Origin of the sequence: Aquimarina megaterium XH134 (genome assembly GCF_000520975.1) — a bacterium.
Lineage (GTDB): Bacteria > Bacteroidota > Bacteroidia > Flavobacteriales > Flavobacteriaceae > Aquimarina > Aquimarina megaterium.
Genome location: NZ_JACB01000037.1, coordinates 1 through 26,725, shown reverse-complemented (window position 1 = coordinate 26,725; position 26,725 = coordinate 1). Strand labels below are relative to the sequence as shown.

Here is a 26,725-nt window from a genome sequence, read left to right as displayed (position 1 = left end):
GTAGTATCAAAATGAGTTACAATCATTATGATAGTATTCAAATTTAAGAAAATATTAAGTCTATTTATAACATACTTGCTTTACATTCGATGAAATGCATACGGAAAAACCATAGAAATATATATTTCTATGGTTTTTAAAGAGTTCTTAAAATTGTTAATTTTTAGTTAACTAATCATCAAGAACAATACTTGTGAGACAATTCTTACCTATCTTGTAAAGAGCAGTTCTCTATATTTTGTTAACGGCCATAGTTCATCATCTACAAGTAACTCTAATTTATCGCAACTATATCTAATTTCATCAAACATAGGTTTTACTTTATCACAATAACTTGAAGCTTTTTTCTCTAGATCTTCAAGTTTATTTGCCTTTTTACGTGCTTCGGTCATTTCATTAACCTTAGTATTGATCTTACCAATATGTCCCGAAATCTCTTCTATGATTTCCATCTGCTCCTTAGCATATTTCTTGAAATCTTTACCATATAGTTCTTTTAATCCAGATACATTATTGATTAACATATTTTGATATCGTATTGCGGTCGGAATCACATGGTTTCGAGCAATATCTCCAAGCACCCTACCCTCTATTTGAATTCTTAATACATATTCTTCTACTTCAATTTCATAACGAGCTTCGGCTTCAATCTTATTCATTACCCCCATTTTCTCAAAAAGCTCCAGGTTTTTCTTAGAAACCTTAGCTTTTAGCGCTTCGGGAGTAGTTTTATTATTACTTAACCCTCTCTTCTTAGCTTCTTTTTCCCATTCCTCGCCATATCCGTTTCCTTCAAAAAGAATATTTTTGGACTGCTTTATATACTCTCTTAGCACATTAAATATTGCCTCATCTTTTTTGAGTCCTTTTTTATCAATCAATGCGTCAACTTCTTTCTTAAAATCTACCAGCTGTTTTGCTACGATAGTATTAAGAATTGTCATTGGGTTTGCACAGTTTGCTTTAGATCCTACGGCTCTAAATTCAAATTTATTTCCTGTAAAAGCAAAAGGAGAAGTTCTATTACGGTCTGTATTGTCTAATAAAATCTCTGGTATTTTTCCTACTACATTTAATTTAAGATCTGTTTTTTCTTGTGGAGATAATTTTCCATTAGTAACTCCTTCTAATTCTTTAAGTACCGCTGTTAATTGTTCTCCTATAAATACAGACATAATAGCTGGTGGTGCTTCATTAGCTCCTAGACGGTGATCATTACTAGCCGAAGCAATCCCTGCTCTCATTAATTCTTCATTTTCATTAATAGCTTTAATAGTATTAATGAAAAATGTTAAAAATTGAAGATTACTCATTGGTGTTTTTCCCGGACCTAATAAATTTACACCAGTATTTGTTGCCAAAGACCAGTTATTGTGTTTTCCTGATCCATTTACACCTGCAAAAGGTTTCTCGTGCAAAAGTACAGTTAGGTGATGTCTTGCAGCTACTTTATCCATAACATCCATAAGTAAGGAGTTGTGATCTACGGCAAGATTTGTTTCTTCAAATATAGGAGCCAGCTCAAATTGATTAGGAGCTACTTCATTATGACGTGTTTTTACCGGAATACCCAACAGCATACATTCTGTTTCTAAATCCCTCATATAATCCAAAGCTCTCGTAGGAATGCTTCCGAAATAGTGATCATCTAGTTGTTGTCCTTTTGCTGCAGAATGACCAAGAAGTGTTCTACCAGTCATTACTATATCTGGTCTGGAATATGCCAATGCACTATCAATCAAAAAATACTCTTGTTCCCAACCCAAAGATGCATTCACTTTTTTAACATTCTTGTCAAAATACTTGGCAACCGCTGTTGCTGCATTATCGACTGCCTGTAAAGCTCTTAACAATGGCGTTTTATAATCAAGAGCCTCCCCTGTATAGGCGACAAAAACGGTAGGAATACATAATGTAGTCCCATAAATAAAAGCAGGAGAAGTAGGATCCCATGCAGTATATCCTCTAGCTTCAAAGGTATTACGAATCCCTCCATTAGGAAAAGAAGATGCGTCTGGCTCCTGTTGTACCAGTTGTCCTCCTCCAAATTTTTCGATTGACTGTCCATTACCTATGGTTTCAAAAAATGCGTCATGTTTTTCTGCTGTTGCTCCTGTTAATGGCTGAAACCAATGTGTATAATGTGTTACACCTTTAGAAAGTGCCCATTCTTTCATCGCAGATGAAATTTGATCAGCAATCTTGCGATCAATCTTAGAACCATGTTCTATGGCATCCATTACACTACTATAAGCATCTTTGGTAAGATACTGAAGCATTGTTGTTTGATTAAATACATTGTTACCAAATAATACGGATCGACGTTCTGTTTCTGTAACTATAACAGGTTTACGATGTAAGGTCTCTTTTAGAGCTTGAAATCTGAGTGTTGACATAATTAAGTGAGTTTTATACAAAGATAAAAGAAGTTTCTATTGATAATATAAAAAATATTTTCTTTCAAAATTAATAATTATTTAAAATACCCCCTAAAAAAACAGGGTATTAATAAAATTTATTACAAATATGATTATACACCCCCTATTTTTTTGGTAATACCAAAATAAAAATTAATTTTGAACCTTATAACAATTCAATTTATAAAGTGTTAATTATGAGTAAAGCTAAATTAGAATACATTTGGCTAGATGGTTACAAACCAACTGCTAACTTAAGAAGTAAAACAAAAATTGAAGAAAATTTTAGCGGAAAGCTTGAAGATTGCCCTATGTGGTCTTTTGATGGTAGTTCTACAAGACAAGCAGAAGGTGGTTCTTCTGACTGTTTATTAAAACCTGTTGCTATATATCCTGATCCTGCAAGAAAAAATGGATACCTGGTAATGACAGAAGTTTTAAATTCTGATGGAACTCCTCACGAATCTAATGCAAGAGCAACAATCGATGATGATGATAATGATTTTTGGTTTGGTTTTGAGCAAGAATACTTTATTATGGATTCTAAAACACAATTACCTCTAGGATTTCCTGTTGGTGGTTACCCTGGTCCACAAGGTATGTATTATTGCTCTGTAGGAGGTAGAAACACACATGGAAGAGATTTTGTTGAAGAACATGCTGATCTATGTATCGCTGCAGGACTTAATTTTGAAGGAATTAACCAAGAAGTTGCGAGTGGACAATGGGAGTTTCAATTATTTGCCAAAGGAGCTAAAAAAGCCGGAGATGAAATATGGGTAGCTCGTTACTTATTAGATCGTCTTACCGAACATTATGGATATTATATTGAATATCACCCAAAACCTATTAAAGGAGACTGGAATGGTTCTGGTATGCATGCAAACTTTTCTAACGAAGTATTAAGAACATGCGGTTCTAAAGAAGTTTATGAAACTATTTGTGAAGCATTTAGACCTGTTACCAAAGAACATATTGCTGTATATGGCGAGTTTAATGATCAACGATTAACTGGTGAGCACGAAACACAATCTATACACGAATTCTCTTATGGAGTATCAGATAGAGGAGCATCTATAAGAATCCCTATTATCACCGTAGAAAAAGGATGGAAAGGTTGGCTAGAAGATCGCAGACCTGCATCTAATGGTGATCCATATAAAATTGCCGCAAGAATTGTAACCACGGTTAAAACTGCAGATGTTGCATCTGTAATGGCATAATAATTTATTGTATGTAACTTAACTAACTAAGTTGGTTAAACACCAAAACACCTTTAGGAATTTTCTAAAGGTGTTTTTTTTATTGTTTATACAGACTACAATCCTAATTGTTCTCTAAATTTTATGGATTGCCTTCTTGATATTTCTATTTCTAAACCAGAACTCATAGTGACTTTTAACTTACCATTAAACCACGGAACAACCTTTTCTATAAAGTTGAGATTAATGATTTGCTGTCTGCTGGCTCTAAAAAAGATCTTTACAGGAAGTTTTTGCTCTATTTGATTTAGAGATTTATAAATTAATGGAGCTTCTTGATCAAAGTATACTCTCGTATAGTTTCCGACCACTTCAAACAGTTTTATATCTGATATCGTTACTAACCAACATTTTTCTCCTTCTTTAATAAAAATCTGACTGGTTTCTGACAATTTTTCTTTTGACTCAGAGGTTTTCTTTTCTTCAATAGTTTTCTGTATTTTTTCTATTGTCTTAGAAAATCTTTCTTCATTAATTGGTTTTAATAAATAATCAAACGCATTATATTCAAACGACTTAATAGCATACTCATCATAAGCAGTTGTAAAAACAACCAAAGGCACTTGATCTAACATTTCTAATAAATCAAAACCATTTTTTTCTGGCATATTAATATCCAGGAATAAAATATCCGGATTTGTACTTGTTATAAGCTCGTATCCCTGATCCACATTTTCGGCTTCACCAATGATCTCTACCAAAGGATACTTTTTAAGTAACTCTTTTAATTCATTACGTGCTAAACGCGAATCTTCGACAATAACAGCAGTATTACTCATCTAACGGTATTTTTATTCTGGCAACTACTTCTTGGTCCTCTTCTTTCAATTCAAAGGAAGAGGTCGTACCATACAATAATCGTAGTCTTTCTGAAATATTCTGAAGCCCAATTTTTGTAGTAGATCTACTTTCTTTTAGCATTCCCGTATTATACACCTCGATTTGCAAGTCATTATTTCCTGTTCTTATTTTTAAAGATACTACTCCACCCCCTATTTGATTAGAGATTCCATGTTTTATAGCATTTTCTACCAACATCTGAATTAGCATAGGAGGAATTTTTATATCCAATATACCTGCTTCGATTTCTTCATGATATCGCAATCGTTTTTCTAATTGAATCTTTGACAATTCGATATAATTATTAACAACCTCAATTTCTTCTCCAAGAGTTATTTTATCTACTTTATTACTATTTAATGAATACCTTAACAACTCTGACAACTTAGTAATCATCTCTCGTGATTTATTCACATCTTCTAACATTAATGCTCTAATATTATTAAGGCTATTGAACATAAAATGAGGATTAATTTGACCTTTAAGTGTGTTGAGTTGAGATTCCCTTAATATACTCTTCAATTGCAGGCCTTCTACTTTTCCTTTTTGAGCTCTTAGAATCGAATTGATTGAGAAATAAAGAATGAGCCAAAAAAATAAGATTACAGAGATATTGATAAAATTGAGGATATAATCATTAAAAGATCTATCTAACTCTTTATTTTCGATATTTACATATAATAAATAAACCAAAACCTCTACAAATATTGTCATTGCCAAGCACATTAACAGGTAGATCAAAAGTATTCTAATGACTATCTTAATACTTATAGTTTCTATGAAAATTTTATTTCTAATTAATAGCCATAAAAACGAAGAAAACAATATTCCTGCACTAGTAAATAAGACTGCTTCTGAAACAATATAGGTTTGAGATAATGTTTTTTCATAGTTAAACTTTGTATACACAATAAGACAACCAGGTATCCCCCAACCTAAAAGTTGTAAAATCCAAAACCAGTTCTTTTTTGAAATCTTTAATGTATTCAAATTGTGATATCGTTTATCATAATTACCTAAATATCTATCGATTATCTAATTTTAAAAAATTAGAATCGTTTCAGAATCCATTTACTAATTATTTGCATTGCTTCTGGAGCAAAAGTTTCTTCAATATTGGGATACTCTGATTCTGAACCAGTCTTTGCTGTCTGAAATAAATGATTTAAGCCTTCAATTTCACTTATCGTTACATCCTTATTTCCAGATTTTTTCAGAATGCTCTCGATTCTTGTTAAGTTAAGATCAGGTATCACCTGGCAATCTTTACTTCCGCTAATTGCTAATATAGGAGTTTTTACTTTCGACAAAAACTGCTTTGGATCTGTTCTTACAAAATAACGCATCCAAGGATCTTTAATAAACTCAAAAAGTTGCTGCTCTAACATCCCCAAAGAGTATACTTTTTTCATGCTATCATCTAAAGTATTATGGTATGCAGTCATATTTTCTCTAGACATCATCTTCATTACAGCTACATCCTTTTCTTTTTGAATTGACGTTAATACAATATCGGTAAACCTGTTATTGATTTCTATTATTTTTGGTGAAACGCCTTTTAATTCGGCGTCAAGTTTCATTTGTGACAATAATACTTCTTTCCCATCAACGCCAGTTCCTGCCAAAAGCACAACAAATGCTACCTTTTTATTTTTAGAAGCCACTATAGGAGCAATAAAACCTCCTTCACTATGTCCTACCAAGCCAATCTTATTTACATCAACATCATCTCTGGTTTTAAGAAATTTAATTGCGGCTTCGACATCAGACGCAAAATCAACAGAGGTTGCTCCTTTAAAAACACCTTCACTTTTTGCTACACCTCTTTCGTCGTATCGTAATACGGCTATACCCTGACGAGTTAAGAAGTCTGAAAGCACTAAAAAAGGTCTATGATTAGCTGCCTTAATTTCTTCATTTCTGTCCTGTGGACCGGATCCCGAAATTAAAACAACAACTGGAGGTTTTTTTTTATCTTTTGGCAAAGTTAGCGTCCCCGATAGCTTAATACCACTGGCTTCTGTATTCTTAAAAACAATATCGATTGACTTATATGGATATGGTTTTTTGGGGTCTTGCGGTCTACCCTTAGTAACAACATCCCCTTTTTTAAGGTTTAACGGAAATTTATTCCCTGCCTGATCAAAAACCCCTTTTACTTCATGATTTTCTAATACTCCTTCATACATAACCTTAAAAGCTTTAACCTCGATAGTAAGCTTCTGATTTACATATGTTGTTTTTTCTGCCGGAAGCTCTTGATCTGATTGTTTTGGGCTTTTTAAAGTAGATATATAGGTATTGCCTTCTTTTTTAATTTTAAAAATGACAGGAAGTTCGGTTCCCTGAACCTTAATTGCTCCATTCCAAATCCCGACAATCTCCTGCGCATTTATAATTTGAGAAAGAAAAGCTAGTAACAATCCAATTATCCATTTAACCAATGACATCATAATTAGTTTCTTTTTGATTTATGATCAAAAATATATGAATCTCTATATATAGTAGTTCAAATTATGACGAATGGTAAATACGCAGGATAGATGGTAATGATGAAATCATTATATATCTGCTTTTCTCAATAGATATAACTTCTGTCTACATGTGTAGTTTATTCTATAAAAACCATTGCTATAAAAATGCAATATGCTGCAAAAATCAATAATCCTTTTGGGCGTCCCAGGATCATTTTTTTAGGTATAAAAGCCAATGGAAGTAAAATCATAGCAAAACCAAGCATCCAATAAATATTTACATTCATTAGTGTTTCATCTTTTACTGCGATAGGCTGAATTAATGAAGTTATTCCTAATACTGAAGCGATATTAAAAATGTTGGATCCGATAAGATTTCCTAATGAAATTGCTTTCTCTTGTTTAAGAGCTGCAATAACAGAAGCAGCTAATTCTGGTACACTAGTCCCTATTGCAATAAGGGTAACTGCTATTACACCTTCACTAACGCCCATTTTTTTGGCAATGGTTTCTGCCCCGCTCACCAATAATTCTGAACCAAAATATAATGCACTCCCACCTATAAGTAGCCAAATTATAATTTTAAAATTAGATGTTTTCTGAAGAGAATCGTCGACCTCTTCTGTTGCAGTTTCAGAAGATTTTCTAGCTCTTCGAATCAAGAGGAACAGATAAACAATTAAAGATATTAATAACAAAAGTCCTTCTAACTGAGTTAAAATTGCATCATTTTCTAAAAAGAGATACAAAACAAACGATAACAATACCATTACCGGCCAATTGAATTTGTAAAAATCCTTATCGATAGCCAAAGGACCTATTATAGCAGTAATACCCAATACCAAACCGATATTAGCAATATTAGACCCAACCACATTACCTAAAGATATATCCGACAATCCGTCTAATGCCGCTTGAATGCTTACTAATAATTCTGGAGCAGAGGTAGCAAAAGAAACTACAGTTAACCCAATAACCATACGAGACAATTTAAGTCTAAAAGACAAGGCAACAGAGGATCTTACCAAAAATTCTCCTCCCACAACAAGAAGTATAAGCCCTATAATAACGTACAATATACTGGCAACCATAAATTTTAATTTTGTTTGCGAAGATACTATTATATAGAAACTTTTCTCAAAAAAAATAGCATCCATATTTCAGGATGCTATTTGATAATATAACTCTATATATTAGCAAGTAAGTTAAGGGGTATTACAACTATTCTTGCTAAATTTTCTAATACAGAAAATTAAGAGCTACTCTATCCAAATTACTCCATTCTCCGTCGGTATTTGCAGGATAACAAGCGTTCATTATAGAATTAGCATCTCCTCCCGGACCTGCTGTTCCTGGAATAAACACTAAACCATCGTTACCTACTCCTTCGTTACTATTTTCGCCACATGTTTTTCTGGTATCCCAGTCTGTATGTCTAAATCCTATACAGTGACCAATTTCATGAGCTAATAAGTGTTCTAGTTGTTGATTTGTTTGTGTTAAATTTGCTCCGTTATTAATTCTTACTCTTGTAAAAGGGTATCCGTTACTAGGAAAACCTGCAATCCCTGCTGATCTGTTTGGATCTGGGTTTATACTATTATCTACATACACTAATATATCTCTAGCACCCCAGTTTGTTCCGAAGGATAATTCGAATCTAATGCTAAGGTTTTCATTATTATAATTGTCAACCGCATATCGAAGACCTGTTTGTGCTGTAGCACTTAACCCAAATTGATTATTTCCTGTATACCCAACAACACGAATAACATTAGTGGCAGTTACTGTATTGTTTGTTCTATATTGTTTGTTTTGAATACCACCATGAAGCTGCATATTCATTAGTTGATCTTCGGTAAAAAGAATATCATCTTCAATCTTATATGCGGTTTTTTGGGTTCCATCGATATCGTTTAAAGTAATTTTTTCGACACCATTAGGGTTAAAATGTAATTCTGTTATTTTGTTTAACACATCTTTTGAAATTTCTTGAGAAGACTGATCTGCCACAACTTCTGGAGATTCTTTTTCACATGATGTAAAAACTGATAATGTAGCAGTAATGAACACTACTGCAAGGGTTTTAAAATTTTTCATTGAGTTTGTATTATTATGTTAAAACTTTAACAATATATTCTTAAATTTTCTTAAAACTTAATCATAATACACAAACCGTCGATTTCTTTACATAAACTGCTATTTTTTGACAATAAACAGTAACAAACCCGTATTTCTTTAACGTTAAAAGCGCAATAACACTTTAATATGTATGGTTTTATCTGGTATTCACAAGATATGCTCTACAACTTATTTCATTAATAATAGATTTATTTACACCAATCACAATTCATTTTTTGTAAACAACAAAATTGCAATACATACTGTATAACTTTATTAGTTTCGTAATTTTACTTACCATATATCACAGATATGACAACAAACAGGTATATTATCGTATTGTTTTTTCTATTCGAATTGCTCTCTGTTGTATCAATTTATGCAAAAGACACAACAGTGATTGATCCAAAAAAAAGAGTTCAGGATTCAATTTTAATCAATCTTAAACAAAAACGAGAACAGGCAAGGCAGTTAAATCATAAAGATAGCATTATCAAAAATGACCTATCATTATTAAGATTCTACACATATAATCAATCTAAAAATACGGACACAGGTGAGCTATTTGATTTATTAGAGTATTGCACAGATAACGACAATATTAATTGTCGTATAGAAGTATGCGCTATGCTAGCCTGGCAAATGCAAAAAAAAGATCAATACTCGCAAGCTTTAGAATATTACAACAAAGCTATTGATCTTTCTAACGCTACTGAAAAAGAACCTTTTAAATGGCACATTCTAATTAATCAGGGAACACTATTCAATGAGTTGTTAGAACCAGAGCTTGCCAGGGAAAATTTTAAGATTTCGTTTAAGTATATTAAACCAAATGAAGAGCACAGGATGGCTATTTCGCTTCTAAATATTTCTTCTACATTCGAAAAAACAAATCCCGATTCGATGGCTTATTTTTCTAATAAGGCCATACGTATTCTTGAAAAAAATCCAAAGGGAGACAATTCCCTGGAAATAGCTGCAAATAATGTTGCTTATGGTTATATCAAGCAGAATAAACTAAAAGAAGCGTCGAGAGTTATTGATAAATATATTGATCTAAATAATATTACAGATAGTAAAAAAGAACAGTTTGGATCATTTTTCTTCAACACAGTAGGAGAATTAAATTATAAGCTAGGTCATCTAGACAAGGCAATTGATTATTACAAGAAATCTATAAGTTACACAGAGAACGCCTACCCTCCTTCTAATCTAATGAGTTTAAATGATTTGGCAGAAATTTATGAAATCAAAGGAGAATTAAAAAAGGCTATTCAATACTTAAAAGCTAAAGAAAACTATCTTCAAAAATTTAATGAACATAATCTTAAAAAAGAGATTGCCCGATCAGAGTATAATAAAATACTAGCCGAAAAAAACAAACTAATTACTAATTTGGAGAAGAAAAATCAAAAAACAAATAAACAAGTTTACAATAGTAAAATTCTCGCCTTAAGTTCGGGAGTTATCACTATAATATGCATCTTGTTTTTTTTAACTATTTATCAAAAAAGCAGGTTAAAAATATCACAACTCAACGAAGAAATAAGTTTGGTTAGATTAAAATCATTACGATCAATAATGAATCCACATTTCTTGTTTAACTCATTCAATACATTGCAAAGTTATATTCTTCAAAAAGATAAATTCGAAGCCAGTGAACATATGAGAGAACTTTCTCAATTAATTCGAAAAATACTATCTAACTCAGATAGTCTATACATTAGTTTTAAGGAAGAATTAGAGATTATCAAGACCTATATAACTCTAGAAAACAAACGATTTGAGGATCAATTTGAGTTAAACCTAACAATTGATGAGAATTTAATAGAGCTTAACCCTAAAATACCTTCTATGATTATTCAACCGCATCTCGAAAATGCTGTTATACACGGGTTAAGTTCTAAAAATAAAAAAATACTAAAGCTTTCATTTCAAAAAAAGAAAAATAGTATACAATGCATTATCGAGGATAATGGTATTGGCAGAAAAAAATCTGCCAAATTAAATAAAAAATCAAAAAACACTACCAATTTATCAATTGCATCAGGAAATACAGCAGAAAGGATAAAGCTTCTTAGAAAGGTAGGATATAAAAAAACGTCTATGAAAATTACAGATTTGTTGGATGATAATAAAAAATCAAGAGGCACCAGGGTTACCGTTAATCTACCAATTATAAATTAATAGTTTATGAGTACATCACTTAAATGCGTCATTATAGATGATGAAAAAATGGCAAGAAATAGCTTAAAAGTTCTATTACAAAACTATTGCCCAGAAGTAGAAGTGATTGGCGAAGGGTGGGACAAAACATCAATGAGAAAACTCTTCAAAGAATTTAATCCCGATATTGTGTTTTTAGACATTCAGTTAGGAAACAGTACTATTTTTGATATGATCCCTAGTCATGAGCTTATGGATTTCAAAATAATTTTCATATCTGCGCATGATGAATATGCATTAAAAGGGTACAAGTATGATGCTATTGATTATCTTTTAAAGCCAGTAGACCCTATAAAACTAAAAGAAGCTGTTAACAAGGTAACTCAATATATAAGTAAAGAAGCAGCTTCTAAGAGCAGTGTAGAAGAAAACTTAAAAAACCTGTATAATTTAAGAGAATCTCCACAGATCACATTATCAGATGCCAGAGGGCTACATGTTATCAAAATTGAAGACATTATGTATTGTATTGCAGAGGGCAACTACACTTCTATAATTCTTAATAATCAACCACAGATGGTAGTATCAAAAAATCTTAAGTTTTTTGAGGAAAAGCTAACACAACCTAACTTTTTCAGGATCCATAAATCTAATCTTATCAATATCCATTACCTCAAATTGTTAAGTAATGATGATGGAGGGCATATTGTAATGAGTGACGGAAAAACATTATCTATCTCCAGAGATAAGAAACGAGAACTTCTTAAACGCATCTAAAAACACTCCTGTTATTTATATCGTACCGTATTATTATAAAATAATAAAAGACTACCAAAAGGCAGTCTTTTATCTATATCTAAATATACTTTCGACCAGCAAATTAGTAAAGGTAGTTTAATGCTACCCTATCCAGATTACTCCACTCTCCATCGGTATTTGCAGGGTAACAAGCATTCATTATAGAATTTGGGTCACCACCAGGACCAGCTGTTCCCGGAATATATACAAGACCAACATTACTTACTCCTTCATTGCTGTTTTCTCCACACGTTTTTCTGGTATCCCAATCTGTATGTCTAAATCCTATACAGTGCCCAATTTCGTGCGCTAATAAATGTTCTAGTTGCTGATTTGTTTGTGTTAAATTAGCTCCGTTATTAATTCTAACTCTTGTAAAAGGATATCCATTACTAGGAAAACCTGCAATCCCTGCAGATCTGTTTGGATCTGGATTTATGCTATTATCGACATATACCAAGATATCATTAGGTCCCCAGTTTGTTCCAAAAGATACGATAAACCTAATACTAAGGTTTTCATTATTGTAATTATTAACAGCATACTGCAGACCTGTTCGTGCAGTAGAACTTAATCCATATTGATTATTACCCGTATACCCCACTACACGAATAACATTAGTTGATGTTACCAAATTATTAGTTCTATACTGCTTATTTTGAATCCCACCGTGAAGCCCCATATCCATTATTTGAGACTTTGACAACATGATATCATCTTCAATACGATACATTGTTTTTTTAGTGCCGTCAATATCATTAACCATTACTTTTTCTATGCCGTTAGGATTAAAATGTAATGTTGTGATTTTGTTTAAAACATCTTTTTCAACAACCAAAGAGGATTCTTCAACGGGAGTATTAACCTGGTCTTTATCGCAAGACACCAGCGTTAGTGTAATAGCCATTGCAGTGGCTATCACTAAAGATTTGATTCTTCTCATTCTAAATAAAAGTTAAGTTTGTGTTATTTTATTGTGATAAATTTAACATTCCATTTACATAACGAAAAATTTTTTTATTAACAAATTGATGATAAGTCACATTTTTCTTACTGTAATACAGTAGTTTACACAAAACAAAAAAGTCGCTTCAAAAAAGCATTTCTATACTCTATAAGTGTAAAATTATCACCTCTTTTCTTCTTCAACAACTACGTAAATAGTTAAATAACTACAAAAATAGTTGTGAAACTAGAATTATAGTTATACTTTTGATCATTATTAATACTCTCTTATGGAAAAACTTACTAATAAAGAAGAAGAAATCATGCAGGCATTATGGAAGCTAAAAAAAGCTTTCGCAAAAGAGGTTCAGGCCGAATTAAATCATGCCGTACATTACAACACCGTATCCACGATTATACGTAATCTTGAGGATAAAAAATATGTAGGTCATCAAGCATATGGGAAAACACATCAGTACTTCCCTATTATTACAAAAGAAGAATATCGCAGCAATTTTGTAAGTAAAGCCATGAAACAATATTTTAACGACTCGTATAAAAACATGGTTTCCTTTTTTGCTAAAGAAGAGAAAATAACTGCAGATGAGTTACGAGAGATTTTAAAAGTAATAGAAAAAGAAAAATAAGCTATGGAAACCTTCTTAATTTATCTTTTAAAAGCCAGTATTTTACTTTCGACATTTTACGGAGTTTATTTTTTACTACTTAGAAAAGACACCTTTTTCACAATAAACAGGCATTTTCTATTGGTTGGTATCATCACATCTATACTATTACCATTCATAGAGTTTACAACCATTAAGTTTATTGAAAATCCAGACTTTTATGTAACAGGAACACATCTATCTGGTTCAGAAAATGCAATTCCCGAAACTATAAACTGGTGGTTAATTGGATCTATACTTTATGGCCTGGGTGCCTTTATATTTCTATCTCGTTTTGGCCTGCAACTGTTATCCTTAAAGAAATTACTAGCACATCATCAAGGCAGAAAAAAAGACGGTTTCAATTTTATTGAAGTTACTCAGGATATCGCTCCTTTTTCTTTTTTTAATACGATCGTATACAATCCAGTATTACATTCTCGAGAAGAATTAGATATGATTCTAAAACATGAAAAAATACATGTTCAGCAATTTCATACTCTTGATTTAATACTAGTGAACTTTCTTCTCATATTTCAATGGGTCAATCCTTTTGCCTGGTTATACAAAAAAAACCTGGAGCAGAACCTAGAATTTATCGCCGATCGAGAAGCTATAAACCAAATGACATCTAGAAAAGAGTATCAATTAACTTTACTAAAAGTATCATCAAATAATTACTCTACCATTACTAATAATTTTTATCAATCATTAATCAAAAAACGAATTATTATGCTAAACAAACAAAGTTCTCAAAGTAAGAAGTTATGGAAAATCACTGTTATTCTTCCCTTGTTAAGTCTATTTTTATGGAGTTTTAACACCCGGGAAGTTGTTAGAATCAAACAGGATACAAAAACAAACCAAAAAGCTTCAGAAAATATTGTCATTCAAGAAAGAGGAAAAAAGATTATTGAATTTATAGTCGACAAAAGCTCTTCAAAAGAAGATCTCAATAAAGTCAAAAACACTCTAAAAAATGACTACAGCCTTGAAGTTAAATTTTCTGGTATTAAGCGAAATGATGCTAATGAAATTACGAGCATTAAAGTAGACATATCCTCTAAAAAAGGAACGACCAACTACGCCATATCAAATGACACCCCAATTAATTCTTTTGCCATTATATACAATAGTGAAACTGGTAAAATCGAAATTGGACAATCCGGAAATAGCTCAAATTACGTGTGGGTGGTTGATAAGGATGGTAAAACCAAAAAAGGAAAAACAATGAAAATCCATTCTGGTGATAAGAAAAATGAGTTCATTTTTAGCGATGGAGATCAAAAAGATATTTATGAGATACACACCAATGACAACAAAACCTTTGCTTACATTACTGGTGATAGAGACGGTGAACCATTAATTTATATAGATGGGAAAAAAACGACCAAAAAAGAAATGGAAAAATTAGATTCTGATACCATAGAAATGATGAATGTCCTTAAAGGAAAATCTGCTATTAAAAAATATGGTGATAAAGCAAAAAATGGAGTAATCGAAATTACTACCAAAAAGAACTAACTCAATCCAGACATAAATCTTTAAAAAACTCACTTCCTTCAAGTGAGTTTTTTGTATTTTTGACCATGCAAAAACATTTCTTTTCGTTTATCGCCAAACTTAATAAAGTAATTCTACCGAGTTTTACCAAAAAGCGCCTGGATCTTGCTAAAGCATCCAAATTACAACTTCTCATATTTGGATGGCGACTATATGTTACCAAAAGAGCTTTGGGGTAACACCATAGTCTTATCCATAAAAAAATACTTCTTTTTGCAACACTAGCAACTCTTTTTCGTAATTAAAGAAGAAGTAATATCATCTATAAATAACCAAAAATATGTAGTATGAAAAAATGGATCATTATGGGAATCAGCATGCTAGGTATGCTCTCCTTAACCGCATTTACAACAAATTCTAGTAAGGATTTGATAATTGATAACGTTCAACCTAACGAAATAACTGCGGTAATAAACAAAGACACCTCAGAAAAAGAATTAGAGGATTTAAAAGCATTCTTTTTAGAAAATGGTATCGAATTGCTTATCAAAAAAATAGAATTTAATGACAAAAAAGAGATTACCAGTCTAAGTATTGTTCTTAAAAAAGGAAATTCGAAAAGTCAATACTCTTCATCTTCTAAGACACCTATTTCTAAAATAGAATTGGGTTATAAAGATGGTAATTTGTATATCTCAAACTCTGGTATGTTTGACATTGCCGCCTGGAAAAATCAGTCGGGCTTTAGTCACATACAAATTGATATGGATAGCATTATGAAGAAGCATAATTTCGTTTTTGATTTTGATAAAGAGAATGACTCTTTATTTTATAAAGGGCATTTTGATGCACAAAAACTAAAGGATCAAATCATGAAATCTTTTACTTTTGAAGAAGACGAGGATGGAAACTTCTTTTTTAACGGGCAGCAAATGCCGCATTTTCAAAACTTTAAATCCAAAAGATATAATTTTGTAGACAATCCTGATATTGAAAAGCTAATTATTATTGACGGAAAGGAAGCTGATTTTAACACTCTGGATACGCTTGCAAAGTCGGATAAGTTAGCCGAAGTAGATTTTCTTAAACCAGAAACTGCCATTAGTATTTATGGTGACAAAGCCAAAGATGGTGCTATTATAGCCACTACCAAAGAATAAATTTCTTATAAAAAACAATATAAGCCTTCATCTTTTTTGAAGGCTTTTTTTTATCATTAATATTTTAAAAGAGCAGATCTGGGAACATCTAGTTTATCTTTTCCGTTAAGAAATTCCAGCTCCATAATAAAATTGCATTGTACTACTACTCCACCCAGTTCTTTAACCAGATCACATACAGCTTTAGCAGTTCCTCCGGTAGCCAGTACATCATCATGAATCAACACATGTTCCCCGGCTTTGATAGCATCGATATGGATTTCTAATGTATCTTCTCCATATTCTAAGCCGTAACTCTTTGATTTTACATCATAGGGCAACTTTCCTTTTTTTCGAACAGGTATAAATCCTGCTTGTAAACGTTCTGCAATCATACTTCCTATAATAAATCCTCTGGCTTCTATACCAATTACCTTATCAATCTTAATACCGTCTGGACATAAACCAACTAATTGATCCGCGCAACTTACCAAAGCTTTGTGATTTGCTAATAAAGGAGTAATGTCTTTAAATAAAATTCCAGGTTTGGGAAAGTCAGAAATATCCCTGATATAATCTTGTAAATTCATTGGCCGAAAATAATGAAAATAAAAAAAAGAGGCTAAAAAAAGATGAAAATCGCCTACAAAATCAAAATACGACGTAAAATCGCTCTACAAAAGTTTCATTTTATAACAATATAAGTATTTTTTAATTACATTTATTAATCAATATCAAGCAAATGTGGTTACACTCTAAAACAATTATCGTTTTTTTAGTTACAAAATAATAATCACTTTCACAGATTTCAATAAAAATATTTTGCCCATAATTTTCTTTCAGATATATTAAAAAGACAATATAGAAATACCATTAATTTTAACTATAAAAATCTAGAAATCATGTAAACAAAACTACTTTCTTCTGTACCTAAAAATTAAATCAATTAATCATTTCTAAAACCATTTAATATGCTAACATTTATAGGAATCGTGATGATTCTTACAGGAATCATAATGCTCATAATCAAACCTCTTTTTTCAAATTCAAAAATTATAAATTGGTTCACCAAGTCGCGTAATTTTAAATTAATTGGATTCGGTTTTGTGCTAAGTGTGATCTCTGGTATGTTTTTTTATGCAGAACCTGGTACTGCCTATGCAGTACAATATCCTTGGGGCACCCAAAAAGCTGTTGTACATCAAGGTATCAATACCAAAATGTGGGGACGTTTGATCCCTATACAATTCGAACTCCCTATCAAATATGTAATTCCAAATAAAGATAGTGGTGAGCTCGGAGAACAAAGTAAATATGCCAATGTTGATGTGGCAAAATACTGGGCATTTAGCGATGCTGTAAAAGCAAGAATTGCAACTTCGGTAGTAATTAGTATTAATACTACAGATGAATCACAATTCTTATCTGTTGCAGACCGTAATAAAACCGAAAAAAACCTTATTCGATCACGTATCATCCCTAATATAGATCAATCTATTAAGAATACATGTAAATTAATGGATGCTCAGGATTATATCTCTGGACAAGCTTCTGATTTTGATCGATATTTTAAAGATCAGTTAGAAAACGGCATGTATGTACTAGAAGAATACATAGCCAACGAAAACAGAGAATTGATTGGTGATAGCAGTGTTGTGAGAACTATCGTTAATAAAGAATCTAAACAAAAACGTTTTAAGATCAAATACGTAAATGGAGAGCCTGTACGAGAAAAAGGAAACTCTTTAAAAGCTTATGGTCTTACCGTGGTACAAGCTGTGGTTACCGAAATTGATTGGGAAAGCACCTTTGATAAACGATTACAATTACAAAAAGAAGAGGTAGCACAAACACAATTAGAAAAACAACAAGCAGAGCGTGAATTCTATCGTGCTCAAAAAGAAACGGCAAAGGGTGAAGCTGAGAAAGCAACAGAACGTGCCCGACTAGAAAAAGAGCAAATTCAAAAAACTATCGAAGCCGAAACAAAAGCCAAAGTAGCAGAATTTAACCTTATCGAAGAGCGTAAGAATTATGAAGTTGCACAGTTTAAAGCCAAAACACAAAAAACCATGGCAGATGCACAGTCCTATGAAAATGCTAAACTGGTAAGTGCCGGTCTTACTCCACAAGAACGTGCCGAGTGGGAATATAAGACTTCTGTAAATATAGCCAGAGAGCTTAAAGAACTAAAACTACCAGAGATTTATATACAGGATGGTGGCAAACAAGATGCTAATGGAAACTTATTACAATCACTAATTGGTGCAGATCTTGCCAAAAAAATGATGACCAGGAAAAGTCAATAAATTAACTCGCATATAGCATAACTGTGTTTTAACACACATACTATCAGGCTACTCAAATCCTGTTTTTAGATCTTATTTATCTAAAACCTGTCGAGTAGCTTTTTTCTGTTTGCGAAAAAGTCTATATAAATTTTGCCAGCAATATAAAAAACAACTATATTTGCACCCGCAAAAAGGCCTCGTAGCATAACTGAATAGTGCACTTGATTACGGCTCAAGAGGTTGCAGGTTTGAATCCTGCCGAGGTCACAACAAGCAAGAAACCACGTCCAAAAGACGTGGTTTTTTATTTTATGGAAAAACCAAACGTAGTTTGAAGTTTTGGAATAAAATAAAGAACTAGAGTAACAACTCGTGGTTTCTTATTGTCATTATTAAGTGATCTTATCACAGTCCTTTTAATTATGAATCTGAGAATTCAAATCTCCATAATTAAAAAAATAACTTACTCTTATTATATTATAAATAAAGACCACCAAAAAAAATATTTCTCAGGCAGTCTTTGTGCATTGATTAACAAACACTACGCATTAACTAACTCTATTAGCACTTTTTTCATTAGTTTTATCTAATACCTAGATTTAAATAGAGCTATAGATTTAACATGCTAAATAATACATTGTATTAATTTTATATAGCGTACTATTTCTTAATAATTTGCTTAGTAATTATTCCTTTTTCATAAGGAATTTTCATAAAATACAACCCAGGGATGCATTCAGAAATGTCTATCGTCGTCATACCAAAAATGGGATTTAAAGTACCGTTTTTTATAACTTTTCCTTTAACATCTACAATATGGATCGGTAAACCATTCATAGAGGGTTGTACCTGAATCATAATTTTGTCTAAGACCGGATTAGGGAAAATATAGACTTCTAACTGATTAAGTACTTTTTTTTCATTGACTTCTTCTTTACAAATGGGTGCTACATCACTATTACTAAAATATATAGTAACGTTTCTACTTTTAGAAACAAGAACAAAGTTCTGGTCATCCAAAGTTACATAATATGAATCATCCAGATTAGGAAAGCCTGTGTCAGACAAGGTAATCGAAGGGCTTGAAGTGTTTAAGTTTTGGCTTGTTATTTTACTTTTTAAATCATTCCACCAATTAGGAATCCCGTTTGTAGTATTCATAGACAACTGCCATAAGCCATTATTAGGCAGGTCCCAATTTACGCTAAAACTGGCCATATTGCTTAGGTCAGGGCCATTGGTTCCTAATATATGAACCTTGGTGTACGTTGCATTCGTAATACTAGGTAATGGGTTTGCTAATGGTGTTCCAAAATCACAAGGATCACCGTTTCCTGGTTCAGTAACAATAATAATACCGGTTGATATACTATTATTACCAGCAGTATCCGAAACAGTTAACGTTACAGAATAAGTATCTACATTAGTAAAAGTATGCGATGTGGCGATCCCTGTAGCTGTGGTTCCGTCTCCAAAATCCCAGGAATACGATAGTGGATCATTTTCAGGGTCTGAAGAATCGGATGCATCAAACTGAACTGTTAGTGGCGCATCTCCAGAAGACACGTCATTTGTAAATCTAGCTGTTGGCGGCAAATTCTCTCCTACAATATTTGGGATTAATGGTGCAAAATGAGGTCGTAGGACGTCCATCTTCCATTGGTTCACTGAAAACCAATCATCTTTCAAAATCCCACCTGTATCCCCTGAGTTAGGATTCATCGTCCAGAAAGTCCAGGAATAAATATCTCCCATAAAATTCATCCACTCTGTAAACCAGGTATAGGCAGCTCCTCCAAAAGCTCCTTGGTTTCTGATTCCAAACTCTCCAGCAAATATGGGAGAAATTTCTTCTTCATACAGGTAATGAAAATTTTCCTGCCATATTCCAGGCATATTTTGAGGAAAATTAGCTGCTCCAAACCAATCTTGATTAAACACTTCTGGGCCATACTCATGAGCAGAATACATTAGTTTATTTTGATTAGAAAGCTGAATTGGATATTTTCTGGCTCCCATCAACTGGCCGCCCCACCAGTAAGAATTTCCTTCAAATTCTCCAACTCCCTCTACAATAATCAATACATTTGGGTTGACCTCTAAGATAGCATTTCCGCATCGTTCTGCAGCTTTATTCCAATCTGTTGCCGGATTACTGTTCCCCCAGGTAGATCCATGAGGTTCATTATTTAAATCCATAGCAACAACAGCTGAAAAATCTTTATATCTTTCTGCTATAAAAATCCAATCATTAATCCAACGATTCTCAGAATACACATTTGTATACCAAAGAGCTTCGTTAAGAAAACCATCTGCTGCCCTTGAATGATTATCCAAAACTATTTTGATATCATTATCCTGACACCATTGTACCATAGCATCCATTAGTTCTATAGGTGTCGTTAATTTTGATTCTTCTTCATTCATAGGAGAAATTCCTGTATATGGATCGGTTCCAAATGAATTGATATTGATCGTAGATCCGGGATTAAGCATCTCGTTGCACCAAGGTACTCTGATCGTATTAAACCCTAAATCTTTTATTTGCCGAAGTACACTTTTCATATCTCTGGTCCAAATCCCATGAGGACTATATAAAGAAGTTTCAAAACCAAACCAGTTAACACCTGTTAACCGTACTTCTTTTCCTTCAGAATCAAATAATTTATTTCCCGATACAGAAAGCCAATTTTGTTGTTGGGCTATAGAACTTAAAGTTGCACCAAAAATTAATAGTGTAACCAATACTCGTTTTATTTGTTTAATTATGTTTTTCATGACGTGTTATGAAGATTATAAATTATAATACTATTACTGCCATTCAAAATGAAGCCGAATACTAAGATTGAACTTCGATTTTTGGCAGTTTGCTATACGTTTACATTAAATTAGATGAATTCAACTCATCATTTAATCACAACTTTACTTCTTATTACCTGATTAGAGGCAAAGTCTAAAATTTCTAAAATGTAATTGATTTGATCTACCGCAAAATTATTATACGTAATCGCTTTGGGTGTAGCTACTTTATCACTATAAATAAATGCAAGAAAAGCGGTATTAGCACTATGTCTTAAAGATTTCCAATTCGTTAAATGTGCTTGTCCTCCAGGGCTATAAGTAATTCTTTCTCCACTAACCCCTGTAGTCCAGTAATCAAAATGTCTTTCTGCATCATCTTTATATTCTAGCGCTCCCCAGGATAAAACTGTAGCCGAATAAGCCATTGGAAAACCAAATTTTACGTGATCGCCGGCATCATACCATCCTCCTGTAAGATCAACACCTACACCCGAACCATCGTTCAATGCAAAGTTTCCCCTCCAGTTTACCCTATTCCAATCGGGTATCGCTCCTGATTGTTGTGCTTCATAAAAGAAAAGCGATTTTTGTAATGCTTCTCCATAATTAAACTGCGCAATACAATGTGTACACCAAAAGCACCACAAAGCTATTGCAATAAGCTTCCTAATTTTTTTCATGAGATTCGTATTTTTAAGTTGGTATAAACTTTATGGTAAACTCAGTCGTTTTTGAAATAAACAACAAAAACGATTTCGCTTACTGCCTTATATATAAACAAGCTGTTAATCAATCATTTATAGACACCATTTTCCCGCAAACATTATACTTTTTTACCATACCATTTACACTATTATTGACATAGAAGTGATCGAAATTTTTATTTCCTTTTTGTTTTTAAATCATCAATCCATATTCAATCCTACTTCTATCGTACTAGTGTGCCTTACTTCATTTGAGTTTTAGCCGTAAAAAATTGCTTTTTTTGATACAAACTGTGTTAAAATTTAGCAAATACAGAGGCTAACTAGTTAATATACGCACAATTAGCATTAGCTTAATAGCATTATTAACTAACTTAAATTTATTTTTAACATGAAGAATTATAACCGTAAAAACGAGATTTTTACGGGGATAAATCCCCGTTTAAAAGATTGGTCATTACAGATTTTACTCTGTATAATCTTATTATTCTCACCTGTTCAGTCCATTTTCACGCATGGTACAGTAACAAGTCCTCCCAGCCGAGTTTGGATTTGTTATCAAGAAGATCCCGAGAGTCCCGATTCACCAGCTTGTATCGCAGCAGTTCTCTCTCACGGAACACAAGCTTTCTACGATTGGAATGAGGTTGCAAGAATGGATGCACATGGTATGCATCAAGAAATTATTCCGGATGGTAACCTGGCCAGTGCCGGACGACCAGATAAATATGGAGGATTGGATCAGGTAAGAAACGACTGGGTATCTACCCCTGTTACTCCTGGTCCATTTACAGTAACCTGGACTAATTCGGCTCCGCATCAAACATTATACTTTGATGTGTATATAACAAAAGCAGATTGGACACCAGATCAACCACTTACCTGGGACAGTCTGGAGCGTCTTGTACGTACCGGACCAAGACCTGCTTCTTCAATTGATAATATAGATGTTACATTACCAGAAAGAACAGGTAAGCATGTTATTTATAGTATCTGGCAGCGATCACTTACCGGAGAAGCTTTTTACTCAACAAGTGATGTTGATTTTGGAGGTGGGCCAAATAAACCTCCCGTGCCTTCGTTTAAAAGCAATAATGGTAGATGTGGTGGTCCTAATGTTACTTTTGACGCATCTGATTCTTATGATCCTGATGGAGACGAACTTACCTATACCTGGGACTTTGGCGATGGTAATACTGCTCAAGGTGCTACAGTTTCTCATAGCTATTCTAATATGAATAGCGCAACGGTTACATTAACCGTAAGTGATGGAGAGTTCAGTAGTGGTATAGTCGAAACAATTAGCTTATTAGAAGAACCAGATTGTGTAGAACCTATTTGTCCTCTTGATACTCCTATTGCAACGGCATTACCTTCTTTAATCCAAACATATACAAATGTCCACGTATTAGGAGATAATGGTCCTAATCTAGATAGTATTACTATGTTTACCATAAATTGGGATTTAGCTAATAATGGTTTATACCAATTTTCTTTCAATTTAAATTCGGCTCCATGGTACATGAATTTTTCAAATGCTACGCAAAACTTTAATGGGCCTAATCCGGAAATTTCGTTAACGGGAACAGGTATTCCCGGTTTAGATGGAGATTATTATGTAACGATTGACCAAGGAAACTTTGCAATGGTTTCCAAAGACGATGCGCATACTATCTATTTCAGCAGTTCGTCAACAACGCCTGATTGTGGGGCTATAACAACCAGAACAAAAAAGGCTAAAGAACTTTCTTTTGCTATGTTCCCGAACCCCGCAATTACAAATATTTCAATACGAAATAAAACAAATCTAAAAGGCAATGTAATTACTATTTACGATCTTAACGGAAAAGAAGTAAAATCCCTGACAATAATGGAAAATACAATGAATATGACTATTGATATTTCAGGAATTAAATCAGGATTATATATGGTGAGAATTTTAAACCCTTCCGGTGTAAGTAGTTCTCAAAAATTAATTATAAAGTAAGATCCTGATTAAAATAATTCAAACGATTTTAGAAAGATGATCAGAGTTATTCTGTTCCTTTCTTTTAACAAAAGAGGTTGTCTTGTCTTTGGACAACCTCTTTTTATTGAACCTGCAAGAAAAAGTCGGGCAATTTTCGAAGATATATGCTACATTTTTAAGTTTATAAAATTCTATTTCGATTGTTATGGGAGTTTTGTATCCCGAAGAAATAAATTTTAAGATTTCATAAATCACTTAAAATCGTACTGATAATTCTATTATCAAAATTGATAAAAAAGAAGATAACAAAATCACCACTGTTGATCGAGATAATTTTTTTGGGTTTTGGGATGGTTTTGGTTGTTTCTTTTTTGAAACAAAGCCAAGTGATTCTTTTTGTGATTCTCAAAACGGAGCTTTGCCAGGAAAGGTTATAATCAATCCTGCCGAGGTCACTAGGAGAAAGCTCCAAAACAAAAGTAACTTCATTTTTAGCATAATTTTCTTTTAATTATTTAATAATTAACAGTTTATACACATATAAATTGCCGTTTTTGACCATGTGTGATAACCACAAAATTAATACTGTTTTATTCTTATTGACAACAAAACACTGATTATCAATGATTTAACATCGTAATTCTAGCAAAAAAACGTTAAAAAATCAACTACTTGATAACGAGTAGTTTATCACATTTGTTTAATTTAGAATACTAACTTTAATATATCAACACAAATGAAATCAACTAATTTAGCAACACTAGCTTTGCTGTTGGTCTTCTCTATGATGACCTATGGGCAACAAAATGAAAACAAAGCTTTTTATCACGGAAAAATATCCTCTGTAGAGTATGTTTCTCCAATGTCTTCCAGACCTCAAGATCTCCTACCTCCTGATAATTCTTTTAAGGAAGCAAAAGACAAAAGATCATTAGGAAACATGGTTGTATCCGGTAAAGATCCACAAACTACTAATGATTATTATGTAAAAAACAGGCATCAGAAATCGGCAAGTATGAGTCTAGCTGCTCCAAGTCTTGTATTTGATACCTATTCATCTAATTCTCAACCAACAGATCCATCATTAGCTGTTGGGCCAAATCATGTGTTTGTTGTTTACAACACAGGGTTTATGATTTATGATAAAGCAGGTAATCAATTAGTGGGGCAGACAGCTCCTAACCCTGCAATTTTTCCATCCGGAGGATGCTGTGACCTTACCGTTTCTTATGATAATGCCGCCGATAGGTGGGTATTGTCATTTTTGGGATCCGGAGCACAGGTAGCTATATCTGATGGGCCTGATCCAGTAAATGCCGGGTGGTATGTATACAATATATCATCAATTAGTGACTACCAAAAATTATCAATATGGAGTGATGGATATTATATTACGGATAATACTAGTAGTAATAACAAAATATGGGCATTAGAGAGATCTAAAATGTTAACAGGTGATTCTAATGCACAAATAGTAGGTTTCAATCTTCCGGGAATTGTTACTAGTGGTTTTTACAGCCCACAGGCATTAAACGTAACTGATGCTAATTTACCAGCAGCTGGCGGTGCTACCATTGTATATATGCAGGATAATGCCTGGTCAGGAGTTTCTACCGATCATATCAAATTATGGACTGTTAATGTAGATTGGAACAATTCAAATAATTCTACTATATCCAATCCACAGCAGATTAACACAACTCCTTTTATTGGTGTATTTGATGGAGGAAGTTTTTCTAACTTACCTCAACCTGGAGGAGGCGATACTATTGATGCATTACAAGCAACGATTATGAATCAGGCGCAATTCAGAAAATTTGCTACTCATAATTCTGCTATATTCAATTTTGTAGTAGATACCGATGGTGGATCTGGTAAGCTTGCCGGAGTACGCTGGTATGAATTCCGTCAAAGTGGAGATAATCAACCATGGTCTTTACACCAGGAAGGCACCTATACTGCTCCTGATGGAAGACACGCCTGGAACGCTAGTATGGCAATGGATGCACAAGGTAATATAGGTATGGGATATACATCTATGTCTGGTCCGAGTACCTCATCAACTGTTAGGGTAAGTTCATATTATACCGGAAGATTAAGTTCGGATCCTCTCGGTGTGATGACAGGAACAGAACAATTAATTTCTAACGGAAATGGTAATATTCCTAGTTTACGCTATGGAGATTACAGTAAAATAGATGTTGATCCATCTGATAATTCTTCATTTTGGTTTATAACCGAATACATGAAAAATGGTAGAAAAGGAGTTGTTGGAAAATTCCAAATACAATCAGGACCTGCTGATACACAAGCGCCAACGAATCCAAGCAATTTGACTGCTAGCAATATCACTTCAAGCGGAGCAACTCTGAATTGGACAGCTTCTACAGATAATGTTGGTGTTACTCAATACAACATTTCTATAGGTGGTAATTCAGTAGGAACTTCTGCAAGTCCTACTTTTAATGTTACCGGTCTATCTCCATTGACCAATTATAATGCATCAGTAACAGCACAAGATGCAGCAGGAAATATCTCTGGAAGTGCTACCGTTTCTTTCACTACCTTAGAAGGAAGTGGAGTAACTTATTGTGACTCTGCAAGTACTAATGTAAATGATGAATATATT

20 protein-coding genes and 1 tRNA gene are annotated in these 26,725 nt (G+C 33.0%); 11 read left to right on the top strand and 10 right to left on the bottom strand.

From position 1 onward, the window contains the following. Nucleotides 1-209 precede the first annotated feature (209 nt). Entirely contained in the window at nucleotides 210-2,396 is a 2,187-nt protein-coding gene (locus Z053_RS0119565; protein WP_025666669.1) for a glutamine synthetase III family protein, read from the bottom strand. A gap of 218 nt (nucleotides 2,397-2,614) precedes the next feature. Between Z053_RS0119565 and Z053_RS0119560 the strand changes: the two genes are divergently transcribed. After that, nucleotides 2,615-3,640, top strand: coding sequence for a glutamine synthetase beta-grasp domain-containing protein (locus tag Z053_RS0119560; protein WP_025666668.1), 1,026 nt, complete (start codon nucleotides 2,615-2,617; stop codon nucleotides 3,638-3,640). Between the two features lie 95 nt (nucleotides 3,641-3,735). Here the strand turns inward: Z053_RS0119560 and Z053_RS0119555 are convergent, their stop codons facing one another. The 5 genes from Z053_RS0119555 to Z053_RS0119535 all read right to left on the bottom strand — a co-directional run bounded on the left by Z053_RS0119555 (nucleotide 3,736) and on the right by Z053_RS0119535 (nucleotide 9,093). Continuing rightward, nucleotides 3,736-4,458 (bottom strand): LytR/AlgR family response regulator transcription factor, encoded by a 723-nt coding sequence (locus Z053_RS0119555; protein WP_025666667.1) that lies wholly within the window; start codon nucleotides 4,456-4,458, stop codon nucleotides 3,736-3,738. Further along, nucleotides 4,451-5,509, bottom strand: coding sequence for a sensor histidine kinase (locus Z053_RS0119550; protein WP_025666666.1), 1,059 nt, complete (start codon nucleotides 5,507-5,509; stop codon nucleotides 4,451-4,453). Before Z053_RS0119550 ends, Z053_RS0119555 begins: the two co-directional genes overlap by 8 nt. 59 nt (nucleotides 5,510-5,568) lie before the next feature. Next, nucleotides 5,569-6,972 carry an alpha/beta hydrolase family protein gene (locus Z053_RS0119545; RefSeq protein ID WP_025666665.1) on the bottom strand — a complete coding sequence of 468 codons (1,404 nt, stop codon included), beginning with the start codon at nucleotides 6,970-6,972 and terminating at the stop codon, nucleotides 5,569-5,571. 158 nt (nucleotides 6,973-7,130) lie between these two features. After that, nucleotides 7,131-8,084 (bottom strand): calcium/sodium antiporter, encoded by a 954-nt coding sequence (locus Z053_RS0119540; protein WP_035096465.1) that lies wholly within the window; start codon nucleotides 8,082-8,084, stop codon nucleotides 7,131-7,133. Nucleotides 8,085-8,232: 148 nt separating this feature from the next. Continuing rightward, a complete protein-coding gene (locus Z053_RS0119535) occupies nucleotides 8,233-9,093 on the bottom strand; it encodes a M57 family metalloprotease (protein WP_025666663.1) in 861 nt (286 codons plus the stop codon). A gap of 333 nt (nucleotides 9,094-9,426) precedes the next feature. Here Z053_RS0119535 and Z053_RS0119530 point away from each other — a divergent pair, with 333 nt between their 5' ends. Then, complete coding sequence (locus tag Z053_RS0119530) at nucleotides 9,427-11,301, top strand: tetratricopeptide repeat-containing sensor histidine kinase (RefSeq protein WP_025666662.1); 1,875 nt, start codon at nucleotides 9,427-9,429, stop codon at nucleotides 11,299-11,301. 6 nt (nucleotides 11,302-11,307) lie between these two features. Next, nucleotides 11,308-12,057 carry a LytR/AlgR family response regulator transcription factor gene (locus Z053_RS0119525; protein WP_025666661.1) on the top strand — a complete coding sequence of 250 codons (750 nt, stop codon included), beginning with the start codon at nucleotides 11,308-11,310 and terminating at the stop codon, nucleotides 12,055-12,057. A gap of 103 nt (nucleotides 12,058-12,160) precedes the next feature. Here the strand turns inward: Z053_RS0119525 and Z053_RS0119520 are convergent, their stop codons facing one another. Continuing rightward, nucleotides 12,161-13,021, bottom strand: a complete 861-nt coding sequence (locus Z053_RS0119520) for a M57 family metalloprotease (RefSeq protein WP_025666660.1) — start codon at nucleotides 13,019-13,021, stop codon at nucleotides 12,161-12,163. Nucleotides 13,022-13,313: 292 nt separating this feature from the next. Between Z053_RS0119520 and Z053_RS0119515 the strand changes: the two genes are divergently transcribed. The 4 genes from Z053_RS0119515 to Z053_RS0119500 all read left to right on the top strand — a co-directional run bounded on the left by Z053_RS0119515 (nucleotide 13,314) and on the right by Z053_RS0119500 (nucleotide 16,351). Then, on the top strand, nucleotides 13,314-13,670 hold the full coding sequence (locus Z053_RS0119515; RefSeq protein ID WP_025666659.1) for a BlaI/MecI/CopY family transcriptional regulator: 357 nt from the start codon (nucleotides 13,314-13,316) through the stop codon (nucleotides 13,668-13,670). Nucleotides 13,671-13,673: 3 nt separating this feature from the next. Next, a complete protein-coding gene (locus tag Z053_RS0119510; RefSeq protein WP_025666658.1) occupies nucleotides 13,674-15,212 on the top strand; it encodes a M56 family metallopeptidase in 1,539 nt (512 codons plus the stop codon). Nucleotides 15,213-15,277: 65 nt separating this feature from the next. After that, complete coding sequence (locus Z053_RS30745; protein ID WP_025666657.1) at nucleotides 15,278-15,430, top strand: hypothetical protein; 153 nt, start codon at nucleotides 15,278-15,280, stop codon at nucleotides 15,428-15,430. 108 nt (nucleotides 15,431-15,538) lie between these two features. Further along, the gene (locus Z053_RS0119500; RefSeq protein ID WP_025666656.1) at nucleotides 15,539-16,351 is read left to right on the top strand and encodes a hypothetical protein; all 813 of its coding nucleotides are present in this window, start codon (nucleotides 15,539-15,541) and stop codon (nucleotides 16,349-16,351) included. 56 nt (nucleotides 16,352-16,407) lie between these two features. Here Z053_RS0119500 and Z053_RS0119495 read toward each other — a convergent pair whose 3' ends face one another. Next, entirely contained in the window at nucleotides 16,408-16,920 is a 513-nt protein-coding gene (locus Z053_RS0119495) for an adenine phosphoribosyltransferase (protein WP_025666655.1), read from the bottom strand. A 381-nt stretch (nucleotides 16,921-17,301) separates the two neighbouring features. On the opposite strand from Z053_RS0119495, the gene Z053_RS0119490 reads away from it, so the two are divergent. Both Z053_RS0119490 and Z053_RS0119485 read left to right on the top strand, forming a co-directional pair. Beyond that, complete coding sequence (locus Z053_RS0119490) at nucleotides 17,302-18,639, top strand: SPFH domain-containing protein (protein WP_025666654.1); 1,338 nt, start codon at nucleotides 17,302-17,304, stop codon at nucleotides 18,637-18,639. Between the two features lie 175 nt (nucleotides 18,640-18,814). Continuing rightward, nucleotides 18,815-18,888, top strand: a tRNA-Arg gene (locus tag Z053_RS0119485). Between the two features lie 393 nt (nucleotides 18,889-19,281). Here the strand turns inward: Z053_RS0119485 and Z053_RS30375 are convergent. Then, a complete protein-coding gene (locus Z053_RS30375) occupies nucleotides 19,282-21,399 on the bottom strand; it encodes a cellulase family glycosylhydrolase (RefSeq protein ID WP_025666653.1) in 2,118 nt (705 codons plus the stop codon). A 128-nt stretch (nucleotides 21,400-21,527) separates the two neighbouring features. After that, nucleotides 21,528-22,103, bottom strand: a complete 576-nt coding sequence (locus Z053_RS0119475; RefSeq protein WP_025666652.1) for a glycoside hydrolase family 9 protein — start codon at nucleotides 22,101-22,103, stop codon at nucleotides 21,528-21,530. Between the two features lie 415 nt (nucleotides 22,104-22,518). Between Z053_RS0119475 and Z053_RS0119470 the strand changes: the two genes are divergently transcribed. Together Z053_RS0119470 and Z053_RS0119465 are read left to right on the top strand one after the other, a co-directional pair. Further along, complete coding sequence (locus tag Z053_RS0119470; protein WP_025666651.1) at nucleotides 22,519-24,114, top strand: lytic polysaccharide monooxygenase; 1,596 nt, start codon at nucleotides 22,519-22,521, stop codon at nucleotides 24,112-24,114. Between the two features lie 718 nt (nucleotides 24,115-24,832). Next, nucleotides 24,833-26,725, top strand: a 1,893-nt coding sequence (locus Z053_RS0119465; RefSeq protein WP_160170126.1) for a fibronectin type III domain-containing protein, incomplete at its 3' end; no start/stop codon positions are given.

Bases quoted from the DNA above. Each gene is read 5' to 3' on its own strand.
- Z053_RS0119565 (WP_025666669.1), bottom strand. From the start codon at position 2,396: ATGTCAACACTCAGATTTCAAGCTCTAAAAGAGACCTTACATCGTAAA.
- Z053_RS0119560 (WP_025666668.1), top strand. From the start codon at position 2,615: ATGAGTAAAGCTAAATTAGAATACATTTGGCTAGATGGTTACAAACCA.
- Z053_RS0119555 (WP_025666667.1), bottom strand. From the start codon at position 4,458: ATGAGTAATACTGCTGTTATTGTCGAAGATTCGCGTTTAGCACGTAAT.
- Z053_RS0119545 (WP_025666665.1), bottom strand. From the start codon at position 6,972: ATGATGTCATTGGTTAAATGGATAATTGGATTGTTACTAGCTTTTCTT.
- Z053_RS0119540 (WP_035096465.1), bottom strand. From the start codon at position 8,084: ATGGTTGCCAGTATATTGTACGTTATTATAGGGCTTATACTTCTTGTT.
- Z053_RS0119535 (WP_025666663.1), bottom strand. From the start codon at position 9,093: ATGAAAAATTTTAAAACCCTTGCAGTAGTGTTCATTACTGCTACATTA.
- Z053_RS0119530 (WP_025666662.1), top strand. From the start codon at position 9,427: ATGACAACAAACAGGTATATTATCGTATTGTTTTTTCTATTCGAATTG.
- Z053_RS0119525 (WP_025666661.1), top strand. From the start codon at position 11,308: ATGAGTACATCACTTAAATGCGTCATTATAGATGATGAAAAAATGGCA.
- Z053_RS0119520 (WP_025666660.1), bottom strand. From the start codon at position 13,021: ATGAGAAGAATCAAATCTTTAGTGATAGCCACTGCAATGGCTATTACA.
- Z053_RS0119515 (WP_025666659.1), top strand. From the start codon at position 13,314: ATGGAAAAACTTACTAATAAAGAAGAAGAAATCATGCAGGCATTATGG.
- Z053_RS0119510 (WP_025666658.1), top strand. From the start codon at position 13,674: ATGGAAACCTTCTTAATTTATCTTTTAAAAGCCAGTATTTTACTTTCG.
- Z053_RS30745 (WP_025666657.1), top strand. From the start codon at position 15,278: ATGCAAAAACATTTCTTTTCGTTTATCGCCAAACTTAATAAAGTAATT.
- Z053_RS0119500 (WP_025666656.1), top strand. From the start codon at position 15,539: ATGAAAAAATGGATCATTATGGGAATCAGCATGCTAGGTATGCTCTCC.
- Z053_RS0119495 (WP_025666655.1), bottom strand. From the start codon at position 16,920: ATGAATTTACAAGATTATATCAGGGATATTTCTGACTTTCCCAAACCT.
- Z053_RS0119490 (WP_025666654.1), top strand. From the start codon at position 17,302: ATGCTAACATTTATAGGAATCGTGATGATTCTTACAGGAATCATAATG.
- Z053_RS30375 (WP_025666653.1), bottom strand. From the start codon at position 21,399: ATGAAAAACATAATTAAACAAATAAAACGAGTATTGGTTACACTATTA.
- Z053_RS0119475 (WP_025666652.1), bottom strand. From the start codon at position 22,103: ATGAAAAAAATTAGGAAGCTTATTGCAATAGCTTTGTGGTGCTTTTGG.
- Z053_RS0119470 (WP_025666651.1), top strand. From the start codon at position 22,519: ATGAAGAATTATAACCGTAAAAACGAGATTTTTACGGGGATAAATCCC.